A 23,376-nucleotide genomic window follows, 5' to 3' on the forward strand; every position below is an offset into this window, starting at 1 on the left:
TGATGGTCATCGAACAAACCATTCGTTTAGCCCAAGAGACTGCGGAGAGAGTCATTCGAAGAGCCGGAAAAGTTGCCAAAGAGCATTTTGATCAGATCATCTGTGCAGAGGAGAAGGGCATCTTTGGGGACGTCGTTACTGAAGTAGATCATGAAGCGGAGCGGATAATATGTGATGAAATTAGCATTCGGTTTCCCGATCATGAAATCCATAGTGAGGAGCGGGGGCATAACGAACAGAAGAGTGATTGGCTGTGGATGATTGATCCGTTAGACGGAACAAATAACTTTGCCATTGGTCTACCGATATTTTCCGTCTCGATTACATTAATGTATCGTTCAACACCCGTTCTCGGGGTTATTTACGAACCTCTGGTGGATCGTTTGTTTGTGGCATCACGTGGGAATGGAGCAAGTTGTAATCTGAACCCCATGAAAGTCCAAAAGAAAGAGCATATTCATAAAGGGACCATTGGATGGATCCAGGGGCATCAGGTGCAAAATGAGGAGAAGGCTGTACGGCTACGTCAACATCTGGATGTTCGTTTCAAACGAATGATGCGATTATGGGCTCCAACCATACAGTGGTGCATGTTAGCTAAGGGGGATATTGACGGTATTGTGCTCTACAATTCGGAAGGAGACGATTTGTATTCAGGCATATTAATGGCGAAAGAAGCAGGTGCCATTGTTATGGATTTTGAAGGTACTCCCTTTGATGGTATGAATTCAGAGCCATATCTGATTGCCTGTCATCCGGATCATCGTGAGTATTTCCTGAGTGTTGTTCGGGAGGGGATTAACTGATGATTAGCGAGCTTAATAAGCATGAATTCTATAAGTTGAGGCACTTCACGGACTTATACAGAAATATTGAGGTGAAGGCCGTGGTATCTGGGTTGAATCCTGGCCGAATCTACGTTGATGATGCAGCGAATATAACAGCAGCGTTAATTTGGGTGACGGGACAAAACGGTTTTCAGTTGATCGGAGACGCTCGAAGTGAACCCTTCCTGAACGAATTGGAAGAGTTCATGAAAGAACATATAGAACCTGAGTTATTAAGATTAAATATCCACACAGTTGAGGTAGGTGTGGCGGATGAAAGCTGGGAAGATGTGCTTCATCATATGGCCGCGAATAAAGAGCTCCATAGCGATATTCAGCATGTATTCACATTGGACTCAGACCAAGGTATGACTGAACATCTAAGTCATCCGTGTATTCATGAAGGGTATTCTTCTCAGAATGAGGTTGTCAGGCTTCTCAAATTAGACGAGGCATTACTGAAAGCTGGGAAGTTCAACAATCTATCTTTTCTGAAGGACAAAGTCTCACGCTTTTGGGATAACATAGATGAGTTCTTGGAACATGGCTTTGGATACATTGCAGTACAAGGCGAGGATATCATGAGTGTTTGCTTTTCGGCGTTTATATCAGATCAGTGGCATGCAATTGATATTGAAACTATCGAAGCATACAAGAGAAGGAATTACGGTGCACGAGTAGCGCGAGCATTTTTAGAAGAATGCAGGATTAAAGGTATTCATCCGTATTGGGACTGTTCCCCAGATAATGCAGGTTCAATCTGTTTGGCAGAGGGCGTGGGTATGTCTCTGAACTTTGATTACAGAGTTTACTGGTACAATCTCTCTTGATAGGGTTTGGAAAAAAATGCTGAAAGGAGACTTAAATGAACGAATCATTACAGAGTCAGATTCAATTTCTAATTGAGATTGATAAACTGAAAACGATTGAACGAAAAACGAGAATCATCCATGGTGACAGACTCGAAAATGATGCGGAGCATTCCTGGCATCTGGCGATGATGGCCTTGATTTTGCAGAGCCATTCCAACAAAGAGGTGGATATTCTCAAAGTCATTAAGATGCTTCTCGTTCATGACCTCGTTGAGATTGATGCCGGAGATACATTTGCCTACGATACGGTAGGGCATGCGGATAAATATGACCGAGAGATCAAGGCTGCGCACCGACTATTTGGGATTTTACCTGAGGAACAAGCCCAAGAACTGTTGAACCTGTGGCTGGAGTTTGAGGCAAAGGAGACTCATGAAGCGCAGTTTGCCTCGTCCATGGATCGGTTGCAGCCGTTAATCCACAATCATCAGAATGAGGGAGATACGTGGCAGAAATACAATATTACGAGTGAACAGGTGTTAAACAGAAATCGTGAGATTGAGAACGGTTCCGAAACACTGTGGACGTACGCACAGCAGATTATCCAAAATTCCGTAGACAAGGGAATCTTGACTAAATCCAAGTCGTAGAGCACATTGCTGAACTTATCTGATTACAGACGGGGGAAAATCTTTATGGGATATATCATGGAGTTGAGAAAGCTGGTGGGTTCGCGTCCTCTAATCATGGCTGGTTCATGTGTGTTGGTCTTTAATGAGCAGGGCCATCTGCTGTTGCAAAGACGTACAGATAGTCTGGATTGGGGAACCCTTGGCGGATCATTGGAACCGGGAGAATCTTTGGAGGAAGCTGCTGCCCGTGAATTGTATGAGGAAGCTGGACTGAGAGCGGGTGCATATAAACTCATTACCGTTTTCTCAGGTCAGGACATGTATTACAAGTATCCTCATGGAGATGAAGTGTATAATGTCATGGCTGTCTATGAAGCTACTGATATTCAGGGCAAGCCAACCGTCATGGATGATGAAGGACTGGAACTGCGCTATTTTGATCTGAGTATGCCCATCCCAGAGATTAATCCGTTCACGGAATATGTGCTGAAAAAAGCGGGATATATTAACTAAGTAATGAAAGGGGATCGTACATGACACAGGATTTTTATTGTGATGAAGTGCTTAGTGGTAATAACAAAGTAAATATCGTCATGGAAACAGACAAGGTGCTGGGTTATCATCATACCCGCCCATACTACAAACATCATATTGTTGTTATTCCAAAGATCCATATCCAATCATTCATTTCACAGGAAGAAGCTAATAATGATGAACTATTACTGGAGATCATGCGCGTTATCAAAAAGGTTGCTGCGGATATGGTAGTCCAGACGGGTTCTTCCAAAATCGTAACTAACCTGGGTACTTACCAGGATTCGAAGCATCAACACTGGCATGTGGTAAGTGGTGAACGCATCCAATAAAATAAGTCTTACGTAAAATCTTCCTGCCGGATGTCCGGGGGAAGATTTTTTGATCTTAATGATTAGATTTCGGCCTAATCAAGAATGAGGGATTTGATTGGAGAAAGTAAATAGAGGTAAAATATGCTAAAATAGGTTGGTGAATTAATAAATTGAACTATTTATAAATCATGATGATCATATGAATTATGAATTCAGTACGGTGATAAAAAAGGAGGAAGTGTGATGAGTTTCTCATTCTTTTCAACATTTGCAGTTTTATTTAATTTGGTTTTACTGGGATTGGGAGTGTATATCCTTATTTTATTTATCAAGCTCGCAAAACGCGGGATTGAGGCGTTGGACATCTATATAAATGAGAAACGAGGAGAACGGTTCTAAGCTGTAGAATATCACCCATCAATAGAATTATCATTTTTCTCTCAGTGTTTTATTGTTGCTCTATTGATATGATTAACTCATCATTCAACTAAAGAGAGGGTAAATGACATGGATACTTTTTTAGAGCAAATCAACGAATTGCAGGAGCTTCAAAAAGATTTGGTCAGTATACATCCTTTATTCGCAGACTATTATCCCGTGGTTGTGGCATTTGAAACTTTATTATATATCTATGATTATTCGTCCAAGACACAGCAATATGAATGGGTGAAAACCGTTCCGGATGACCTGAATATTCCCGAAGGATGCCTTGCAGCATTTCCGGTGCATCACATGGGTGGGCGGATGTGCGCAGTGGTGACGGATGCGGCGTTCCAAAATTTTGAGCAGAAAGTCTATCTCTTTCATGAATTTGTTCATTGTTACGTAAATGAGCATTACACCGACATGGGTGACCGTCTTGAAATCAAACGTAAGATGGAACAAATCAAACGTGTAACATGGGAACTGGATTATGAGTTTCCTTATGACAATGAGATGGTTGTCCAGCGGATCACTTCGTTGCTGTCAGCCTTGAAGAGTAAGGATCTCTTGCAAGTGAAAGAGGCGAGAGTTGCCCTATTTAGCTCTTTGAGTGAAGAACAAGGAGAGTACTTCAACTGGCTGGAATGGAACGAAGGTTACGCGCGCTATCTGGAGAATCGAATACGGGAGAAATTGGGACTGGAAATCAATCATATGGGGGATTCAGCTCCGTTTAATCGTCTTGTTTTCTATGAATGCGGGTCGGAATACATAAGCCTGCTCGTTAACGAACAGCCGGATCTTCATGCAGATTTGGAGCAGTTATTTGTGAGGGTACAAACAGAGCGAGTGCAGGCTTGAACACCGGGTATAGTTCCCAAATCATTACGGACGTAAAGATAAGTCCCTTTGTGGCTGATACCGCCCAGGGTTTAAAAGTGTTGCTCCAAGGATGGGACACTGAGCTGCAGCATGCGAGCATAAGCATCTAGAGCTAAATACAGAGCGATTACGTAGAGAGTTACGCGCTCATATTCTAAGTAAGAATCGGGAGGTTCATATGCTAATGAAAAAAGCAGGGATTCTCTTAGGTCTCTTCATGGTGCTCCTTGCAGGCTGCAATCCTCCAAATGGAACTAATTCTATTCCGAAAGAAGCTCTGCCTTCGCTCATTACATTAACCTGCAACCCCAACTTCACGATTGAAGCGTGTGAGGATGTGAAAATCGGGAATCCTGTTGAGATCGGAATCGTAATCGAGGCTATAAACAAAGCGGAGCGTATATCAGGAAGTCTTGATTATAGCGTGGAGTATAAAATGAACTTAACAGATGCGGATGGCGCCTTAACCAAGTATGATTTTTCCATAGGCAAAGATCCCAAGCAGTCAGCCCTTCTGGTCAACCATAAGGATACCCACGTGGGATACAGCATACCCATAGAGGATGCAAACCGAGTGAGGAAACTGATTCAAAGTTATACGGACTGACACAGAAGATTACAGATTACCATCGGTAAGTCAGTTTACTATATAGGTTCAACAAAAAATTACACGATAACGGAGAGGACAGAAAAAACCTAAAGAAGCGAAGCGTTCGCCTTTATCCCCGGATTTTCCCCTTTGAAAATAGGAATCAAAAAAATCTGGGGATAACAGCGATCGGAAGGTTGTTCTGTCATCGGAGTGGCAAGTGTAAATATTCTTTGGTTTAATTTATATATCTATTGAAACGGAGAGACGGTCATATGAGTCACCTGATTACCATTCAACCTTTAACATCTTCGGATATGGAGGGTGCCTACCGGGTATTCGAGACATCCATTGCGAATGCATTTACACAGGAAGGGCTGGGTTCCCTGCACGAAGACATACGCGATGAAATTGAACACAAAAAAGCGATGCTTCACTTAGCTTTAAATCCTTACAACAACAAGAAATCGAGTGTTTTCTTTCTGCTGGCCAAAAGGGAAGATACTATCGTGGGCACCATTTCGTATGGACCTTGCGGCGAGGAAATTCAAGAATGCACGGACCACCAACTGAACCACGTAGGGGAACTGGGTAGTCTCTACGTTTTGCCAGAGGTTCAGGGTCAGGGAATTGGCTCTGCTCTCATTCAGGCTTTGGCTACTGAACTTCAGAGGCGTGAGATTACGCAATTTTGCCTGGATAGTGGATACCGGACAGCGCAGAAGAAATGGCAGCGGAAGTTTGGAGAACCCTATGCCGTGGCAAAGAATTATTGGGGTGAAGGCACGGACCATATGGTGTGGTTATGTGATGTGAGGGATTTTGCTGAAAATATAAAATGACTAAGAGATGACGACCTGTATTGAACAGGGGTCATCTCTTTTACTAAGTCAATCTTTCTGCATCGATAGAGGACTATTCTTCGTACAGTAAGAAAAAGGAGTGAAGATATGCAGTACATACAGAGTACACCCGAGCAACGTTTATCGCCGGATGCCATAACCATATGGAGAATCAGTGCGGTTATATCGAACGGAATAGTATTGATTGTGCTTGCAGCACTGCTGGTTCTGGATTCCATCTATGGATGGAAGGCGTGGATTGGTTGGTTGCTGTGGGGAGTGTTTGCCATCTCAGTGCTGTATGCGGTGTGGGAGATTTTTATCCGGCCTTCATTGTTATACAAGCATTGGTATTACGATGCGAATGAAGAGTTCTTGCAATTGAAGCACGGGGCTTTGAAAAAGGTACATCAGATCATTCCCATGGCCAAAGTACAATCCGTTACGACGAATCAAGGTCCCCTTTTGAGAAAATATGCCCTATTTTCTGTATCGGTTGGCACGATGGGTTCATCTCATACGATTCCGGCGTTGCCAGAGGAAGTGGCGCTTGAACTGCGTAATCAGATTGCATCCTATGCAAGGATTAACGAGGTGGATGAATGAGCGAGATGAAAAGACAACACCCGTTAGCCATGCTCTGGAGTTTGTGGAAACTGGTGAAAAATTCTTTTGCATTTATCGTTTTTTTATTTATTCTCCGTCATGGCTCGGTGTCCACATGGATTATGTATGGCAGAATCGTCTTTTATGTAGCTATCGCGCTTAGTGTGATAAGCATTATCTGGAGTTGGTTTACACTACGTTATACCGCAGATGATAAGGCTTTTCAGATCTACAGTGGGGTGTTCAATCGGACAAGAAGAACAATACCCTATACCAAAATTCAGAACGTAAACCGGCATACGTCGCTGTTTCATCGTTTGTTCCGAGTCACATCCATTCGTTTTGAGACGGGCATCAAGGGAGACGATGCTACTTTTCAGCTGCAAGTCGTTTCACTTTCGGAATCGGATCGGCTTGAAAAGGTTGTAGCAGGGTATATGTCTGAAACGAATGTCGCCAGTGAAGCTGTAGAACCAAATGAAGAACCAGTGACGCGACCTGAACACGTAACACTGGAAGAAGATATCCCTTCGACTGTAAAAGAAGAGCTTGAACGGAATGTCCATTATAGGTCCACCCGAAAAGATATATTCAAAGCTTCATTTACCTCGCTCAGCTTTCTGGTACTTATTCCGATTCTGGGATCGCTCTATTCGTCGGTGAAGGATTTCTTTCCCGATGAAAAAGTGACGGAAAGCATCCTTTTAACATGGCTGGATACCTGGTGGATTACCGCATTGATCATCACAGGACTTATTGCTGTTTCCATTATGCTAGGTATTGTCAGAACCTTTGTGAAGTATGGCGATTTCCAAATCTCTTCTGATCGCAAACGGATCTACATTACGAAGGGCATGTTGGAACAGACCGCATTTTCAATCCTGAAAGAACGAGTACAGGCGGTGAAAATCACACAGTCTCCAATGAAAAGACTGCTAGGATTGGCAGAAGTGGAACTGACGACAGCGGGTGGTGTGGGAGAATCCGAACAGGAAGTTAACTCGCTCTATCCTTTTCTGCCTGTGAAGCAAGCTTACGATATGATCTCGGAGATTTTGCCATCCTATCAGGTTACGCAGGAGATGCAGAAGCTTCCACGCAAATCATTATGGCTGCGCATGCTGACACCAAGCTGGGTGTGGATCATTGCAACAGGGTTACTGATTTATTTCAAACCAGTGATTCTGGGACAGAGTCAGGCATGGTGGATGATTTCCGCTATTCTGTTACTGTGGATTGGCATATGCAGAATAACTGATTTTTTCCATACACGATACGTCCTGAATCAGAACTTTATCCAATTGCGAACGGGTGCATTAACCTCAACACTATACATCTCCAAGCGGGAGAAAGTCATTGAGGTACAGATCACCCGGAATCTGCTGCAACGCTGGTTTGGAATTGCTTCAATTCAAACCGTGAATCGTGCCAAACCTGTTCTGCATCATACGCTAAATGATATTCCGCTTGAAGCCGTGGAGGCATTTCAGTTGTGGTATATGGAGCGGAGCCAGAACGTCCAGACCCGATAATGTAAAGGCAAGTGCAGGAAGACTACTAAGTTTACTGTGCACTTGCCTTTAATATTGAAGGTGGATTTCTAATAGCTTGGAGGTATCTGATGAAAAAGAAGAAAAAATACGTGCTGCCAGCGGTTCTGATCATTACGGTTATGTTAGTATTGACCCCAATAATATATGTGCAAGTAAATAAGCTGATCTATGCACATAGAGTTACCGAGTACTTAATAGAGGAAAAGAAATATACTCAAGAGGAAATTGAATCAGTGGAAGGCATATGGAATGTTAAGCTCCCGCCTTTCTCTGCTGAGGTTACATTTAAAGATGAACCAGATGTAGAATATATATATTTTGCACATAACGAAGTTCTTCAATTTGCTCATCGTATATCCGAAGAAGCACAAAGGAGAGGCAAAACCAAATCGGATCTGAAACATGTTGAACCAACGAATGACCGTGAGTAGGAGGTGTTCCATTGATTAAAATCGTATTTATGGACGTGGACGGTACGTTACTCAGTGAGAAGGATCGAAGTCTCTCCCCAAGTACAGAGGATTCCATTCGAAAATTGGTTCGTAGGGGCATACAGGTCGTCCTGGTCACTGGCAGACCGTACAATTTATGCGGAGATTTCAGGAAACTCGGGATTGATACCCTGATTTCGGCTAACGGGGCATTGATCAAGAGCGGTGAAGAAGTGATACATAAATCGGTGCTTTCAGCACGAATGGTTAGAGAATTCAGTGAATATGCCGAGATGAACGGCAGCAGTATTTCTTATTTTACAGAGTCATTCGAGATGAATGGGTTATGTACAACGGATGTGCGTGTCACCGATGCATTGAGAGATACGCTCGGTCTGATGGAGTACCCCCTGAGAATCAGTTCTTTGGAACAGGAAGTGTATTGCATTTGTTTATATGCCGATCAAGCCGAAGCGGAGAAATTCCAATCCAGATTCCCTGCATTAAAATTCGTCAGGTTTCATCCTTACGTGTCTAACGTACTGGAAGAGAGCGAAGTATCCAAATCGATAGCGGCAGGAAAAGTGCTCGCCCACCTGAATATATCGAAAGAGGAAGCAATGGCTTTTGGCGATGGTGAAAATGATATTGATTTGCTAGAGTACGTGGGTCTTGGCATAGCGATGGGAAACGGAGGAGCGCGCGTCAAACAAAGTGCCGACTATGTCACGCTGCGAGCAAGTGAGGATGGCATTACACATGCGTTGAGGAAGTTTAAAATCATAGAATAAGCGAATTTTGGAGTAATAAGGATATCCTAATTATGGGTTTTCATGTAGAATGATGGAGGATGAATTAAGCCCTAAAGCATAGGGTGTGATCGAAGGGTGACTTATGAAAAAGGTTGTCATTGTAATCTTGTCTCTTGTCGTACTTATTGGAGTATCTTCTTCAGCTTATGCCCATCCAGGCAGACTGGACAAAAATGGCGGACATAATTGTTCCGCGAAATCCAAACAAAAGGGCCTATGCACAGGCTACCATTATCACAAAAAGAAGAAATGAAAATGAGTTTTACAAGGTAAACCCAGCCCTGGTCTAATCTATGGTTGGGTTTGCATGTTTATAATTCATGGTAGTCGCAGCTAACAAGAGCAGGCCGAAACCAATCGGAAGCTGGAGTAACTATTGAGGAAATAACGTTATACAGACAGATGGGAGGAGCATGACAATGGATCATATTAAAGCGATTATTTTTGATCTGGACAATACGATTCTCAACAGAACAAGTACCTTTGAAAGCTTCAGCCAGAGCTTGATCAACACTTATTTTGCCCATCTTCAGACTACGGATGATATTCTTAAACGAATTATTGAGCTGGATGAGGACGGTTACAAGGACAAAGGCGTGTTATTCAATGAGCTGCTCCATGAATTACCTTGGGCTGAGAATCCGCCTCACGCCGAGCTTATGGAGTTCTATGGCAGAGAGTATGTGAAAAGCGCTGTTCTGATGGAGCAGGCGAGAGAAGTGGTTCAGCATCTAAGGGGAAAATATAAAACAGGTTTAATCACCAATGGTAAAACCGAGATTCAGTACGGCAAAATCGATCAACTTGGCATTCGGGATGATTTTGACCATATTATCGTTTCGGAAGAGGCTGGGGTCAAAAAGCCCGATCCTCGTATTTTTCAATTGGCATTGGAGCATTTCAACCTCTCTCCCGAGCAGTGTATCTACATTGGAGATCATCCCGTCAATGATGTTGAAGGAGCGGCAAAAGTAGGCATGAGCACGATCTGGATGAAGGTCAATCAGCCTTGGCAGGACAGCATTACAACCAAACCATTGCATGCTATTGAGCATCTTGGTGAATTAAAAGGCCTATTCTAGATAAATATCGTCAGATTAGATTAAAACAACACAATATTACATAACAGAACAGTGAGGTAGGTGCACATGGAGATCAGACAAATGGCTACGGCATTTTTGAGTAATGGAAACGACATGTTGATGATGAAGAAGGCAGGCAGCAGGATGTTTGATTTTGAGTTCTGGGGTGGTATTGGCGGGCATCTGGAGCATGGCGAACTTAACTCACCAATGACTGCCAGCTATCGGGAGATTGAAGAAGAGACGGGGTTCAAGCCAGAAGACGTGAATCATTTTCGGCTTCGATATATATTGCTAGAGCTTAATGGTGGTGAAGTGCGGCAGCAGTTTGTATATTTTGGTGAGACGACACATCGAGCCTTTATTCCATCAGATGAAGGGGAGTTGTTCTGGATACCCAAGGATGAGCTGCTGGATTTACATACATCCATTCTGATCGAAGCTGCAATGCGGCACTTTTTGCAGAATCAGGAGACCGACGAGATATGGATTGGTAATGTCCTAAATGGGGAAGGGGCAGCGGCTAGACCGAGGGTAGAATGGAGTATTATGCAAGACACGATATCTTTTGAACCCGTTGTGTAATGTTGGACGTCTTGACCGGGATTGGGCATATCTCTGATCGGAAAAGCCATACGTTTAACCGTCTGTAGACGGCGTTATAAAGAGCGAGGATATTAGCCATCCCCGCTCTTTTCATGATGTAATGATGGGAAGGAGAAAGATAATGAAATCCAACTTGCAACATAACAGATGGTTCAAAGGATGTCTTCTGCTGGTGCCAACAGTTCTATTGTTATATTTGCTGGTTCAGTTATTTCCTTATACAAGTTTAATGAGATTAATCATGTTTCCCCTGATTATGGCGATCAATGCAGGCATTATCTTCTTTGCAGCACAAAAAACAGAAAAGAAAGTATCCAGCCCACAAAAGGGGACATCACGAAATGCATTAATCATTGTCCTAACCCTGCTGGTTACCATCGTACTCTACCCTCAGGCATCCGATCGACACATTGTCGTTCAAATCAAAGATGGAATTCATGCTGTTAGGCATTATGAAGACATCACAACACAGGATCTCAAGCTTTATAAAGATCAAAGTGGCAAAATTATTGGGGACTCCAACGAGCGATATGTTGTGGCGCTGTATAAATTTCGACAAGATATTCCGATGGACGGTTCATTCCACATTTACGAGCGAGCAGGAAACCGGACCTTCGATCCGGTGATTAACAACGTGGAACAGATCCCTGAGAAATTGATGGGTTTTCACAAGCTGATCTGGTGGGTCTTGGGACTAAATTGATCTGTATTAGAACGGCGCTTTATTTTTCGGCAACAACCCTTAATTCTGATCGCAAAGGCTCTTCAAGCTGTGATGATTCGATCTTTCGTGCGTCTTCTCCGATTCTCAATCGCTTCCTCATAATCTCCAATTAACCTATCAAAAATGTGATCCCACGAACGCTGCTCAGCAAGTTTTCGGCCTTCAAGGCCCATATTCCTTAGTTGATCCATATGATCTCCCCAGAGGCATATCTCTCGAATCAATGCCCCCGCATTACCCGGATCGAACAGAACACCGCTTCGATGATGTGTGACCAAATCTTTTACACCGCCACCATTCGCAGCGAGCACCGGCAATCCTGATGCCATTGCTTCCAGCACTACATTGCCAAATGTTTCTGTTGAGGAAGGAAACACAAAGAGATCTGCCGAAGCATACATAGCAGCAAGCTCTTCACCATGCAGATACCCCGTAAAGGTGACATTGGGTGGGGATTGCATACTCATTTTGGGGAGCAATGGCCCATCGCCTACAATGATCCAGTGTACACGGGATTGCATATGTTCTGGCAATTTCTGCATGGCAAGGGTGAGGGTAGCGATATCTTTTTCCGGGGAAATTCGTCCAACGTAGAGTAAAATAAGAGGAGCAGCTATATTGTAGCGAGTACGGATATCGGAGCTTCGTTTATTCGGAGAATACAGGCTGCAATCGATTCCGCGGGACCATAACTTCAGACGTTGAATACCTTTTGATTGCAATGCGTTTAAGGTTTCCTGAGACGGTGTCAATGTTGCATCACATGCCCGGTGGAACCATTGGATATACTTCCAGTAAAGAGGAATGACACTTTTCAACTTGTAGTATTCGAGGTACCGATCGAAGTGAGTGTGGTAGGAGATGACATGTGGAAGCTGATGTTTGAGCGCATATCTGAGACCGAAAAGACCCATATTGAACGGAGTGACGATATGCAGCAGATCTGGCTGAAAAGTCTTTAGCTCCCGATGGATGGATGCTCGATTAGGTAAGGCAATACGACATTCCGGGTAGAGGAAAAAGGGGATGTTGGTAACCGAACGGACTGGAGCGGCATCGTTGCCTTCAATAACAGACTGCGGTGTGAATAGCAGATGCTCAATTCCTTTGCGGTTCAAGTGATTACTCAAGCGGTGCAGCGTACCGGCAACACCATTGGTTTCCGGAACATAGGTGTCGGTGAACAAGGCCAGGCGCATCATAACCCCTCCCAAGACTCTTGATGACAAGATCATAACAGCGGATCATTTTCCAAAGATCAAGTGCAGGTTAACTTTATCCATATTCCGTGTAAAGTGTGCGGGGAAGTGAATTGATGCAAACTTACATCGGATAAACTTATCTAACATATTCTGCTATGATGTATAGGCGTCAAAAAAATCTGGGGATAACAGCGATCGGAAGGTTGTTCTGTCATCGGAGTCATAGTGCAAATTTTCATTAGTTGAACTTATATAGAGAGAGATACAGGAGGCAGAGAGATGAACAAATTACAGGAAGAATTGCAGCAATTATTACCCTTGGATCAGCTTGAAAGCATGTCGGGTGAGGAAGTGGTGGGGAGTGTTGCCATGGATCTGTATCGTGTGGAATTTGCGACCATTCGGGAGTGCGGACCTGAACTTCCGCAGGTATTGCGAGATACCATCCTGATCGTAGACCTTGATACAGAGCTGTCCATGAGTGGCATTACTGGTTTTCTTGAAAATGCGACTGGGCAGTTTCTGGGTGAAACAAAGGAAGCAATGCAGCGAATAGGCAATGATGCAGATGCAGAAATTCTGAAGAATATCCAGCAAATGTTATCCGAAAGTGGTGTAACGCCTGAGCAGTTAAGAGAGAATGTGAATGCCCTCTCCGAACAGGATGTAACGACGACCCTGAATACGCATGGACAAGAGATCCATGAGGTTTTGCAACAGGTGGAGCTGGAAGCGGGTAATTTAAGCATGCAATCGGATAATGAAGAGGTATTTGAACTCCTTTATCAATATGTGGATACGAACAAAGATCGACTGAAACAGGAGTTGGAACACCTCTTATCTAATTGAATCTGACACGCAGGAGGACGTCACTATGATTGTGATGATTAATGGGGCATTTGGCTCGGGTAAAACCTCTGCTGCAACCAAGCTGCAGCCGTTAATTCCGAACAGCATGATCTACGATCCTGAAGAGATTGGATACATGTTAAGAAACGTGATCGCGGATGACGTCCGAATGGAAGTGGAGAAAACGGACGATTTTCAGGATATGGAGCTGTGGAAAGTCCTTACCGTGAAAGTCGCCCGTGAAATCAGGCAGAAGTATGATAAACATCTGATTGTTCCAATGACCATCTACAAGTCAGAGCAGTTCAGTTACATCCATCGAGGTCTGAAGGAGCTCGACCCCAACCTTTTTCATTTTACCCTGATGACATCTATGGAAACATTACATGATAGATTGTTGAAGCGCGGGAGATGAGCTTGATGGATGGACTTTTCAACAAGCGGTTAAGTGTGTTGAAGCATTCCATGGAGCGCGCTTTGAAGAGTACATTCAAACGGACGGCCAAACAAGAGATGATGTGGTGAATGTTATATTCTCCAAAGTGTTGTCAAATCGTAAATGAGGAGGCAAAATAATGCGTATCAACAAACGATTAGGTGTGGAATCCCTGTTGGTAACTTTGCTATTCATACTGGGTTTTATGGCTTGGAATGTTGTTCAAGGAATGTTAATGACGCTGAATCATACACCTGAAATGATGAACAACGCTTCATCCGTCACATTGTTGCAGTCGAAGGTTGCTTTTGGCACTATTGCCCGTTGGGATACTACTTCGATTCTGATCGCTGCTGTTGGATTTCTCTTGCTTGCTTCTGCATACTATGGACTTCGATCGGGGATACAGCGCTGGACACAGCGTTCCTGATTGTTTATTAATAAAAGAAAAGCATAGCCAAAAAACAGTTCTATACCAATGAAGTTGGTAGGAGAACTGTTTTTTTGTTTTTGGGTCTATTTTTAATAGATTATAGATGCTTGGAGATGACTTCTTCCAGACCTTGAGCAACCGACTGCGCACCACGTACAAGATGTCTTTCGTAGAGATGCAGTCGGACAAAGCTCTCATCTGTACCCATCGCCTCCGAGAAAATGCCACCGAGTCCACGTGCACGGCGGTCGATCTGAAGCAACAGTTCCAGAGAATCTCCCATCGGGTAGAACAGTACTTCCAGCTCATCCAAATAGCCGCGGAATTTACTCGTTGGCACGAATTCAAATTCCTGCACAAATGGAAGATTACCACCAAGCTTTGGAGCATAGTCGTTGGTCACTTCACGCAGCTTGAAACCAAGGAGATCAATCGCATCAAGCACAGTGTTCATATCTTTTGTAGGAACTACATGGAGTCTGTCCCGGTCTGAGGGATCCATTGCGCTTGAGATATCGAGGCCAGTTTCAACCCACACCTCTGCACGATGCAGTGTAATTGGAAGGTTTTCTGGCAGATCAAATGAGAAGGATTTTTCCAGTTTGGCTCCAGTTTGTAGTATAAAATTTTCGGTAAGCAAGTATTTTGCTACAACGGCAGTTTCATTTACTTTTCGATCATTGTGCTCCCGTATGTAATGGGTTTTGATCGTAAGGTAGATTCGGTCTACATTCTGTTCCACGTCTCCACCCTCGATGTACACGATCCCAGAGATGACCCCTCCAGGCGTAACATGAGGTGTATGTAATTCTGTGTTTACTTTGGCTGCTCCAACACCTACACTGGCTAACATTTTCTTGAAAAAAGACATTTACTCAACCTCCACATCCTATTGGTTTATCCAAGTGGAAAAATACGACTTCGAGCTTAATACGGTGCCTACGAGAGAAGCGTTTCAAATTTTAACAAGCACAAGATGAGGATAGATGAAGCTCTTTAAGTGAGAAAAAAGTTAACCTATGGACAGGAAAATCGACTTGTCTGTGTCGAATGTTGTTTAATATGGGATTTTCTTCTGGGGGGATGGGAGACTTGCTGTGCGAGAGCACAAATATATCTGGAAGGCCGTAAGGCGTTAAAGGAAGATTATAAAGTTTGAATGCTACCTTCGTATTTCAGATCAGGAGGTGTAATGGTTTGGGTAGAGAAACTTTAGAATGGAATTTAGGACCAGATCATGTGAATACCAGCTTCGAGCAGATGTCTAACGGGGAACGGAAATACAAAATGGTTTCAGAGGATGGCAGTTATTATTGTAGAACGGTAGCTTCATCTCAGGGAGCGTGGCAAAATAGCCATTTTCATAACCATATAACCGAGTTCTATGTAGTGCAGTCTGGTTGGATCGCTTATGCAAATTTTACGAATGATCATACGCTTGAAATCAGAGTTATGGGCGAAGGAAGTCACATCATTGTGCAACGAGGAGTACACCATAATTTATATATGTCAGCCAATAGCGTTATCCATACGATTAAATATGGTTTGAATACACATAGTGATTGGTCTGCTTCTCCGGAACTGGACAGCGTAACACAGACACTAATGGAGAGTGAATTACTTCAGACTTACGGTTAATCAGCTTGGGGGTTAAATACATGCGAAAAAGTACGATATTTTGGCTTACAGGCATTGGGATTATTATTGTAGCAGCTTTCATTGTATATAATAATTTGGCTCCAAGCGTTACAGCGCAGGATGTTAACATGAGGGGCACGATTCGGCAGTCAGCTACGGATGAATACGAGGTGCAGTTAAACATTACACGCAAAAAAGAAGATAAGGGTCAGCACATCGTATATCCTGTTGTACCTGGCTGGGGTTCAATATCTTTTGATGACAAACAGGATAACCGATTTATTCGACCTACTTCCGTCGGCAGCACAGGTGCAATGGAAGAGATTCTTCGTCAAGCCTTACAGAGGCAGTCATCAACAGCGATTATTGAATTTGCTGGGTTCTCCATACCTGATGCTACTGGCACGTACAAGATGCGTTTTACCATTCATCCTTTGAGTGAAGAAGCAGAACTGATTCGGCAACCGATGATCTATTATGTTCATCAGGAAAAATTATTGGGCAAAAACCTGAGCTGGGTTTCAGGAGAGCCTCTGGAAATCATTAAGGAGTATGCAGAGTGATGCTAATCTATCAATGGAATGAGATTACGGTACGTTTACTGGATGAAAAGGATGAACAGCGCCTTGTTCAATGGTTGTCTAACCCAGCAGTACTTCAATATTACGAAGGCCGTGATCGGCCGCATGATCTGAATTTGGTCAGAGAGCACTTTTATAGACAAGAGGATACGGCACATCGTTGTATGGTTGAACACGAAGGTAAACCGATCGGCTATATCCAGTTCTATGAACTGGAGGAGGAAGAACGGAATGAGTATGGTTATGGAGACACCGATGAAATCATCTATGGAACAGATCAGTTTATTGGAGAAGCTGATTACTGGAACCGCGGTATTGGCACACAATTAGTACAATCCATGATGACCTATCTGGTCAATGATAAGCAAGCTCGGAAAGTGGTCATGGACCCGCAATCGTGGAACGAACGAGCCATATCCTGTTACGAGAAGTGTGGTTTCAGGAAGGTCAGACTGTTACCAGAACACGAGCTGCACGAAGGACAGATGAGAGACTGCTGGCTGATGGAGTATACCCCATAGGTAGTGCGCTGTGCTCTATAAACCATTTAACCAAGGAGGAATGATCGATGGATTTGAGGTACCCGATTGGAACATTTGAACATACAGGCGAGGTCACATCAGAGCAGCGGAAGCAGTGGATTCAGGATATTGCGGAGTTGCCGGAGCGCGCCCGCGAAGCGGTCAAAGGATTGAGTGAAGACCAATTGAGGTTACCCTACCGGGAAGGTGGATGGATGCTCAAACAGGTCATACACCATATGGCAGATAGCCATATGAATAGCATGGTTCGTTTCAAGCTGGCACTGACGGAGGATAACCCCACGATAAGACCATATTACGAGGAGCGATGGGCTGAACTGAGTGATTCGCGGGAGCTGGATGTCGAGTTTTCCCTGCAAATCCTGGATGCGCTGCACCGTCGTTGGGTAGCGCTATTAAACACATTAACGGATGCAGACTATGCCAAAACCTTTTATCATCCCGCTTCCAAAGAAACGACCAGACTGGACTATAATTTGGGCGTATATGCATGGCATGGCAGACACCACATTGCCCATATTACCTCGCTTAGAAGCAGATTGGGAATCTAGTGGTGAAATATGTGAGGTGTAATTTCTGATGATAGAGAAACAGTGGCTGGATCTCAGTAAATATGATGAATTGGAACAAGAGATTCAGTATGTCATCATGTTTACTCAGTTTCAGGAGAAATACGTCATTATCCATAACCTTAAACGCCAAGGCTGGGAATTCCCAGGAGGTAATCGTGAGCCTGACGAGTCAGTCCTTAGGGCTGCAGAAAGAGAACTGTACGAAGAGACAGGAGCATTGAGGTTCATGCTAGAACCTTTCGGAATTTACCAAATGAATGGAACGTTTGGTATGGTTTATTATGCGAATATTACGAGATTCCGTGCTCTTTCGCTGGAACCTAACTCCGAAATAGGTGCAATGAAAATGGTAGATACACTACCAGAGGGCATGAATTTTGGTGATATGTTTTATTCTTTTTTGCATCAGTGGAAGGTATATTCTGCCAAAGGGACACACGAACACTTTGTGGATCTGACTTTTTGTGAAAATAACATTTAAATCAATTTCATAACTCACTAAAATGGAGTTTTGTAACTAGATATAGACAAATTGAAACGTTTTGATCTATATCTAGCCTTGATTAAAGCAGCCAAAGGTATTATGAAATTGATTCTTTAAATATCTAATAATATTAAGGAGATTACATCGATGAATATACATATCAGACTTTTGGATGAGGGCGATCCGGTCGTAATTTCGCAGGCGTTTCAGGAACAGGGTTGGGCGAAATCGGCGGAGCAGTACATTCAATATCTTGCAGAGCAGCAGAATGGTGAGCGGGTGACTTTGGTAGCGGAATTGGATGGAGCTTTCGCCGGTTACGTGAATGTATTGTGGAATTCGTATTACCCTTCGTTCAGGGAACAGGGTATTCCGGAAATTAATGATTTCAATGTGCTGATCAAGTATCAGCGTCAGGGAATTGGATCACGTTTGATGGACCGGGCAGAAGAAGTCATTCATGAGCGAACCGAAACTGCCGGGATTGGTGTCGGGGTGTTCTCCGATTATGGCAAAGCTCAAATTCTGTATGCCCGTCGTGGATATATACCAGATGGACAGGGCATTCACAAGCATGATCGTTATCTAAAATGGGGCGATGAAACGATCATCGACGACGATGTAGTGCTCTATTTAACGAAGAAGTTAAGCTGATCGAATTCTGAATAAAAAGGATTATAACGCTGTTGAGAGGACAGGGAATTACTTTCTTCTAAACAGCGTTTTTTTACATATAATCAGACTGTTTTCGGCTCGAATCTTACAAGAAAAATAGAGTTGGATTGGGTGAAAATGTTATAATAGAGGGTAGTTGATTTAGGGTATAAACCGTGATGAAGCGGGCAAATGGTGAGCACAGAGATCGAAACATAAGAGGGAATATGAAGGATAATTTATATGGATTTGAGGAGGAATGTGGTTATGGAGAAGACGATTAAAAATGTCCAGGATCTATATGACATGCTTGACTCAGAATTCAGATCAGCGAAGCAATTTTGGGAACCTTTTTACGAGGATCGAGACCGGCCGATTCCCTTTTTTCCAAACAAACCGGATGAAAATCTGGTAGCACATGTGAACTCAGGAATATTACCTGGGGGCAAAGCATTGGAGCTCGGTTGTGGCCCGGGAAGAAATGCAATATATCTAACACGTCAGGGTTATAAAGTAGATGCTTATGATCTTTCAGAGACAGCCATTGCCTGGGCCAAGGAAAGAGCTGTGGATGAACAGCTTGAAGTGAATTTCGAATGCAAATCAGCATTTGAACTCACGCCACATGAAGAGTACGATCTCGTCTATGATTCGGGCTGTCTTCACCATCTGCTGCCACATCAGCGAATTCGCTACATACAGAAGATTCAGAACGGACTTAAACCTGGAGGGTATTTTGGAATGACCTGCTTTGCTCCAGGATTTGGCGGTCAGGGTGGACCGGAGAGCGTTATGGACGATTGGGAGGTATACCGTGAGAAGTCGATGAAAGGTGGTCTGGCTTTTACGGAAGAAAAGCTTCGCTATTTGCTGGAAGATCCTTTTGAATGCGTGGAGCTGCGACCGATGAAGGCGATGGATCAGGATGAAGATTGTTTTGGCTTGCCCATCCTATGGGTGACATTGTGGAGAAAACCAAACGTGTAGTCATAGAGGAAGGGTCATAGATTTGACGTGTTTAACCAATATTGCACAGAGCGAGAGAAAGGCGGGGAGAATATGGGACAAAGGTATTTTATCATTACAGGTACATCCAAAGGAATCGGCAAACAGCTTGCGGAATTGTTATTGGAAAAGGGAGATCACGTCTACGGTATTGCACGCGGAACGTCTGACTTGGAGGAAGCTTACGAGCGTTACCAGCATGTTCAGTTTGATCTGGCAGATATTCATAGCATCGACGATCTTGTCTCAGGCCTATTGGAACAGATTCCACCGCAAGAAGTTGAATTCATCGGGCTCATTAACAATGCAGCGATGCTGGAACCGTTGAAATCGATAGATCGGTGCAGTGCAGAGGAGATCAGTCTTCATCTGAACATCAGTTTGGCAGCGCCTATGATTCTGACTTCATCTTTTATACAACATACCAACCACCTGACCACTCGCAGAAAAATAGCCAATGTATCATCAGGGTCAGGAAGTTATCCGGCACCTTCAATGGCATCTTACTGTGCCTCCAAATCTGGAATAAACATGTTCACCCAGTGCGTAGCGATGGAACAATCCGGGCAACCCAATCCCGTTGAAGTGATTGCATTCGATCCAGGGATGGTAGATACTGAGCTACAGGCTGTGGCAAGAGGCAAAAATGCAGAGGAATTTGCACTGTCTGAGGTATTCGGTCAGGTCTATGAAGCAGGCCAATTAAGATCGCCACACGATGTCGCAAAGCAATTAATCGAACGGATGGAAGAAATCAGTGATCCAAGCAAGGTCCTCCATACTATGGAGGGATAAACATCATGCAATTATATACACTCGGTTTCATTAAACAAGGTTCCAGAGTACTTATGCTGAATAGGGAAAAAGCCCCTTGGATGGGCTGCTGGAATGGAGTTGGTGGCAAAGTTGAACAAGATGAGAAACCCTGGGAAGCGATGCTTCGAGAAATAAAAGAAGAAACGGATATAGATTCAAAGCATGTCAGTGTAGACTATAAAGGGTTACTGACGTGGTCTAATGAGCAGAGTAATCAAATTTCGGGTGCACTGTATTTGTATCTTCTTGAATTATCGGAAGATTACAGATACGATCATACACCTGTCAGAACAGATGAAGGTATTTTGGACTGGAAAGCTATAAGCTGGATTATGCATTCCAAAAACATAGGCGTTGCTTCTAACATTTCACGATGTCTAGATAAGGTGCTATATGATCAGAGATGTTACCATCATCACAGTACATTCTCGGAGGATCTCCTGGTTGATCACATGTCCAAGCTTATGCACAATCAAACATTAGAAGAACTGGACGTAATTAAGGTTATACATCAAGGGAAATAGTGGAGGGGACGAAATCGATTCTGAAGAAACGGAGTGGTCGCCTTTATCCCCGGATTTTCACCTTTGAAAGGTGGAATAAAAAAATCTGGGGATAACAGCGATCGGAAGAACGATTCGTACCCGGAACGGTCATTTTGCTGTATGTTTATTGTTTGGTTGGCCCAAGAAGAACAGAAACGTGGTGAAGGTATATGTTTAAAATTATGCTCATTGAAGACGATGAATCGTTATTCAGTGAAATCAAAGAACGGTTATCCCAGTGGTCATATGACGTGTATGGCGTACAGGATTTTGGCAAAGTCATGCAGGAATACAGTGCCATTCAGCCACAGCTGGTCATTATTGATATTCAGCTTCCCCAGTATGACGGATTTCATTGGTGTCGCATGATCCGAGCTCATTCCAATGTGCCGATTATCTTTTTGTCCTCACGGGATCATCCTACGGATATGGTGATGTCAATGCATCTGGGCGCAGATGATTTTATCCAGAAGCCCTTCAATTTCGATGTTCTGATTGCCAAGATCCAGGCGACCCTGCGTAGGGTGTATAACTACAATACAGAGCGGATTGAGCTGCGTACATGGCGTGGGGCTGCCATTGAATATGTGAAAAATACCCTTACCCATGACAATGAATCTGTTCTTTTGACCAAAAATGAAATGTTCATTCTCAAAGTGCTGGTAGAGCACAAAAATCAGATTGTGACCCGGGAAGACCTTATTCGCAGTCTGTGGGATCATGAACATTTTGTGAGTGACAACACACTCACGGTCAACGTGAATCGCCTTCGCAAGAAGTTGGAGTCGCTAAATCTGGATGGCTATATCGAAACCAAGGTGGGGCAGGGCTACATGGCAACAGAAGAGGTAGAAACATGATTGGCAAATACATACGGGAAAAGCTGAGTTGGTTAGTGTTGCTTATAAGCATGCAGCTCATCATTTTATTTGTAGCCTATATCGACACGTCCATTCCATTCCGATCTGTAGCGTACATCGTCATGCTGAATGTAGTCGTATGCATCGTGTTTATCTGGGCGAGATATCCAAGAGAGACCCGCTTCTACAAAAAATTAACCACCTGGGATCACACCTATGATCCAGGGGATTTGGATATCGCTGAAAGCCCATATGAACGGATTGTGCACGATGCCGTGACTTCCCAGACCGAACGTTATCGGAAGGAGTCCTCAGCTCATTTTATTTTGCTGGAGCAGGAGAAGGATGAGATGTTGGCCTGGATTCACGAGGTGAAGACGCCCTTAACCGCGCTGCAATTGATGATCGAGCGAATGCCGGATGACAAGCTGCAGGGCCAGATGACGTATGAATGGCTGCGAATTCACCAACTGCTCGATCAGCAGCTTCACCAGAAGCGTATTCCATTTATGCATAATGATTTGTTTGTGGAAGAAACAGAGCTTGAACCGATTTTGAATGGCGAGATTAGAGCTTTGAAAACGTGGTGTATATCCAAACGGATTGGCTTCGACGTGTCATTAGATGTGACAACGGTGCTGACCGACAGCAAATGGTTAGGTTTTATCATACGGCAGTTGCTCAGTAATGCCGTAAAATATAGTCATTCCTCTGACATTGTCATTGAAAGCAAGGAACAGGATGGGCACATCATACTGATCATTCAGGATTATGGACGAGGGATCGAAGCGCAGGATTTACCGCGTATCTTTGATAAAGGCTTCACTTCAACTCAGGGGAGATTGGAAGGAACGGCAACGGGAATGGGCTTGTATTTGACCCGACAGGTGGCACAAGCACTTCGTATAGACATTCAGGTACAGTCTGCTCCCGGAGAGGGCACTAGTGTCAAGCTAACTTTCCCGCGAAAAAATGACATGATCCACCTTGCAGGCGTGTGACAACATTGTCACATGCTTTTTGGTTTTGTTCGGTGAATCGCACGATAAATTGGAGCATCCCGCCTATGATAGAGATATACCAAAGAGGA

The 23,376-nt window shown here is 43.7% G+C and carries 32 protein-coding genes; 30 read left to right on the forward strand and 2 right to left on the reverse strand.

Annotated elements, in window-relative coordinates; all coding sequences use genetic code 11:
• The first annotated feature begins 8 nt into the window (after nucleotides 1-8).
• From RS891_RS08200 to RS891_RS08275, 16 genes are all read left to right on the forward strand, one after another.
• The gene (locus tag RS891_RS08200) at nucleotides 9-806 is read left to right on the forward strand and encodes an inositol monophosphatase family protein (protein ID WP_397386940.1); all 798 of its coding nucleotides are present in this window, start codon (nucleotides 9-11) and stop codon (nucleotides 804-806) included.
• Nucleotides 806-1,657, forward strand: a complete 852-nt coding sequence (locus tag RS891_RS08205; protein ID WP_315795033.1) for a GNAT family N-acetyltransferase — start codon at nucleotides 806-808, stop codon at nucleotides 1,655-1,657. Before RS891_RS08200 ends, RS891_RS08205 begins: the two co-directional genes overlap by 1 nt.
• Before the next feature lie 35 nt (nucleotides 1,658-1,692).
• Nucleotides 1,693-2,289 (forward strand): HD domain-containing protein, encoded by a 597-nt coding sequence (locus RS891_RS08210; RefSeq protein WP_083678959.1) that lies wholly within the window; start codon nucleotides 1,693-1,695, stop codon nucleotides 2,287-2,289.
• A gap of 45 nt (nucleotides 2,290-2,334) precedes the next feature.
• Nucleotides 2,335-2,784, forward strand: coding sequence for an NUDIX hydrolase (locus tag RS891_RS08215; protein ID WP_113051526.1), 450 nt, complete (start codon nucleotides 2,335-2,337; stop codon nucleotides 2,782-2,784).
• A gap of 20 nt (nucleotides 2,785-2,804) precedes the next feature.
• On the forward strand, nucleotides 2,805-3,137 hold the full coding sequence (locus RS891_RS08220) for an HIT domain-containing protein (RefSeq protein ID WP_315795034.1): 333 nt from the start codon (nucleotides 2,805-2,807) through the stop codon (nucleotides 3,135-3,137).
• Between the two features lie 489 nt (nucleotides 3,138-3,626).
• Entirely contained in the window at nucleotides 3,627-4,403 is a 777-nt protein-coding gene (locus RS891_RS08225; RefSeq protein WP_315795035.1) for a hypothetical protein, read from the forward strand.
• 205 nt (nucleotides 4,404-4,608) lie between these two features.
• Nucleotides 4,609-5,031, forward strand: coding sequence for a hypothetical protein (locus RS891_RS08230; protein WP_315795036.1), 423 nt, complete (start codon nucleotides 4,609-4,611; stop codon nucleotides 5,029-5,031).
• Nucleotides 5,032-5,288: 257 nt separating this feature from the next.
• Nucleotides 5,289-5,855 carry a GNAT family N-acetyltransferase gene (locus RS891_RS08235; RefSeq protein WP_315795037.1) on the forward strand — a complete coding sequence of 189 codons (567 nt, stop codon included), beginning with the start codon at nucleotides 5,289-5,291 and terminating at the stop codon, nucleotides 5,853-5,855.
• Nucleotides 5,856-5,963: 108 nt separating this feature from the next.
• Entirely contained in the window at nucleotides 5,964-6,461 is a 498-nt protein-coding gene (locus RS891_RS08240) for a PH domain-containing protein (protein ID WP_113051530.1), read from the forward strand.
• Nucleotides 6,458-7,993 carry a PH domain-containing protein gene (locus tag RS891_RS08245; RefSeq protein ID WP_315795038.1) on the forward strand — a complete coding sequence of 512 codons (1,536 nt, stop codon included), beginning with the start codon at nucleotides 6,458-6,460 and terminating at the stop codon, nucleotides 7,991-7,993. The genes RS891_RS08240 and RS891_RS08245 overlap by 4 nt, the downstream gene beginning before the upstream one ends.
• 89 nt (nucleotides 7,994-8,082) lie before the next feature.
• Nucleotides 8,083-8,445 (forward strand): DUF3139 domain-containing protein, encoded by a 363-nt coding sequence (locus RS891_RS08250; protein ID WP_113051532.1) that lies wholly within the window; start codon nucleotides 8,083-8,085, stop codon nucleotides 8,443-8,445.
• A gap of 11 nt (nucleotides 8,446-8,456) precedes the next feature.
• The gene (locus tag RS891_RS08255) at nucleotides 8,457-9,236 is read left to right on the forward strand and encodes a Cof-type HAD-IIB family hydrolase (protein WP_113051533.1); all 780 of its coding nucleotides are present in this window, start codon (nucleotides 8,457-8,459) and stop codon (nucleotides 9,234-9,236) included.
• 103 nt (nucleotides 9,237-9,339) lie between these two features.
• Nucleotides 9,340-9,510, forward strand: coding sequence for a YHYH domain-containing protein (locus RS891_RS08260; RefSeq protein ID WP_094030689.1), 171 nt, complete (start codon nucleotides 9,340-9,342; stop codon nucleotides 9,508-9,510).
• A gap of 166 nt (nucleotides 9,511-9,676) precedes the next feature.
• The gene (locus RS891_RS08265; protein WP_113051534.1) at nucleotides 9,677-10,339 is read left to right on the forward strand and encodes an HAD family hydrolase; all 663 of its coding nucleotides are present in this window, start codon (nucleotides 9,677-9,679) and stop codon (nucleotides 10,337-10,339) included.
• A gap of 66 nt (nucleotides 10,340-10,405) precedes the next feature.
• Nucleotides 10,406-10,924 carry an NUDIX domain-containing protein gene (locus tag RS891_RS08270; RefSeq protein ID WP_315795039.1) on the forward strand — a complete coding sequence of 173 codons (519 nt, stop codon included), beginning with the start codon at nucleotides 10,406-10,408 and terminating at the stop codon, nucleotides 10,922-10,924.
• A 142-nt stretch (nucleotides 10,925-11,066) separates the two neighbouring features.
• Entirely contained in the window at nucleotides 11,067-11,648 is a 582-nt protein-coding gene (locus RS891_RS08275) for a hypothetical protein (RefSeq protein WP_315795040.1), read from the forward strand.
• Nucleotides 11,649-11,710: 62 nt separating this feature from the next.
• Here RS891_RS08275 and RS891_RS08280 read toward each other — a convergent pair whose 3' ends face one another.
• On the reverse strand, nucleotides 11,711-12,871 hold the full coding sequence (locus tag RS891_RS08280) for a glycosyltransferase family 4 protein (RefSeq protein WP_315795041.1): 1,161 nt from the start codon (nucleotides 12,869-12,871) through the stop codon (nucleotides 11,711-11,713).
• A 279-nt stretch (nucleotides 12,872-13,150) separates the two neighbouring features.
• Here RS891_RS08280 and RS891_RS08285 point away from each other — a divergent pair, with 279 nt between their 5' ends.
• The 3 genes from RS891_RS08285 to RS891_RS08295 all read left to right on the forward strand — a co-directional run bounded on the left by RS891_RS08285 (nucleotide 13,151) and on the right by RS891_RS08295 (nucleotide 14,586).
• On the forward strand, nucleotides 13,151-13,720 hold the full coding sequence (locus tag RS891_RS08285; RefSeq protein ID WP_315795042.1) for a DMP19 family protein: 570 nt from the start codon (nucleotides 13,151-13,153) through the stop codon (nucleotides 13,718-13,720).
• 25 nt (nucleotides 13,721-13,745) lie between these two features.
• The gene (locus RS891_RS08290; protein WP_315795043.1) at nucleotides 13,746-14,135 is read left to right on the forward strand and encodes an AAA family ATPase; all 390 of its coding nucleotides are present in this window, start codon (nucleotides 13,746-13,748) and stop codon (nucleotides 14,133-14,135) included.
• Between the two features lie 160 nt (nucleotides 14,136-14,295).
• The gene (locus RS891_RS08295; protein ID WP_315795044.1) at nucleotides 14,296-14,586 is read left to right on the forward strand and encodes a hypothetical protein; all 291 of its coding nucleotides are present in this window, start codon (nucleotides 14,296-14,298) and stop codon (nucleotides 14,584-14,586) included.
• Between the two features lie 100 nt (nucleotides 14,587-14,686).
• On the opposite strand, the gene RS891_RS08300 is transcribed toward RS891_RS08295, so the two are convergent.
• On the reverse strand, nucleotides 14,687-15,460 hold the full coding sequence (locus tag RS891_RS08300; protein ID WP_315795045.1) for a sporulation protein: 774 nt from the start codon (nucleotides 15,458-15,460) through the stop codon (nucleotides 14,687-14,689).
• 326 nt (nucleotides 15,461-15,786) lie between these two features.
• Between RS891_RS08300 and RS891_RS08305 the strand changes: the two genes are divergently transcribed.
• From RS891_RS08305 to RS891_RS08355, 11 genes are all read left to right on the forward strand, one after another.
• Complete coding sequence (locus tag RS891_RS08305) at nucleotides 15,787-16,227, forward strand: hypothetical protein (RefSeq protein WP_113051541.1); 441 nt, start codon at nucleotides 15,787-15,789, stop codon at nucleotides 16,225-16,227.
• A gap of 20 nt (nucleotides 16,228-16,247) precedes the next feature.
• On the forward strand, nucleotides 16,248-16,790 hold the full coding sequence (locus RS891_RS08310; protein WP_113051542.1) for a hypothetical protein: 543 nt from the start codon (nucleotides 16,248-16,250) through the stop codon (nucleotides 16,788-16,790).
• Nucleotides 16,790-17,329 carry a GNAT family N-acetyltransferase gene (locus tag RS891_RS08315; RefSeq protein ID WP_315796233.1) on the forward strand — a complete coding sequence of 180 codons (540 nt, stop codon included), beginning with the start codon at nucleotides 16,790-16,792 and terminating at the stop codon, nucleotides 17,327-17,329. The genes RS891_RS08310 and RS891_RS08315 overlap by 1 nt, the downstream gene beginning before the upstream one ends.
• Before the next feature lie 47 nt (nucleotides 17,330-17,376).
• Nucleotides 17,377-17,901 carry a YfiT family bacillithiol transferase gene (locus RS891_RS08320; protein ID WP_315795046.1) on the forward strand — a complete coding sequence of 175 codons (525 nt, stop codon included), beginning with the start codon at nucleotides 17,377-17,379 and terminating at the stop codon, nucleotides 17,899-17,901.
• Nucleotides 17,902-17,929: 28 nt separating this feature from the next.
• Complete coding sequence (locus RS891_RS08325; protein WP_315795047.1) at nucleotides 17,930-18,403, forward strand: NUDIX domain-containing protein; 474 nt, start codon at nucleotides 17,930-17,932, stop codon at nucleotides 18,401-18,403.
• Nucleotides 18,404-18,553: 150 nt separating this feature from the next.
• A complete protein-coding gene (locus tag RS891_RS08330) occupies nucleotides 18,554-19,060 on the forward strand; it encodes a GNAT family N-acetyltransferase (protein WP_315795048.1) in 507 nt (168 codons plus the stop codon).
• A gap of 267 nt (nucleotides 19,061-19,327) precedes the next feature.
• Nucleotides 19,328-20,047, forward strand: coding sequence for a class I SAM-dependent methyltransferase (locus RS891_RS08335; RefSeq protein ID WP_315795049.1), 720 nt, complete (start codon nucleotides 19,328-19,330; stop codon nucleotides 20,045-20,047).
• 72 nt (nucleotides 20,048-20,119) lie between these two features.
• Entirely contained in the window at nucleotides 20,120-20,860 is a 741-nt protein-coding gene (locus RS891_RS08340; protein WP_315795050.1) for an SDR family NAD(P)-dependent oxidoreductase, read from the forward strand.
• Between the two features lie 5 nt (nucleotides 20,861-20,865).
• Nucleotides 20,866-21,405, forward strand: a complete 540-nt coding sequence (locus tag RS891_RS08345; RefSeq protein WP_315795051.1) for an NUDIX hydrolase — start codon at nucleotides 20,866-20,868, stop codon at nucleotides 21,403-21,405.
• A gap of 191 nt (nucleotides 21,406-21,596) precedes the next feature.
• Nucleotides 21,597-22,286, forward strand: coding sequence for a response regulator transcription factor (locus tag RS891_RS08350; RefSeq protein ID WP_315795052.1), 690 nt, complete (start codon nucleotides 21,597-21,599; stop codon nucleotides 22,284-22,286).
• Nucleotides 22,283-23,287, forward strand: coding sequence for a sensor histidine kinase (locus RS891_RS08355; protein WP_315795053.1), 1,005 nt, complete (start codon nucleotides 22,283-22,285; stop codon nucleotides 23,285-23,287). The genes RS891_RS08350 and RS891_RS08355 overlap by 4 nt, the downstream gene beginning before the upstream one ends.
• The last annotated feature ends 89 nt before the right edge of the window (nucleotides 23,288-23,376 follow it).

This window comes from Paenibacillus sp. BIC5C1 (assembly GCF_032399705.1).
GTDB classification, from domain to species: domain Bacteria; phylum Bacillota; class Bacilli; order Paenibacillales; family Paenibacillaceae; genus Paenibacillus; species Paenibacillus taichungensis_A.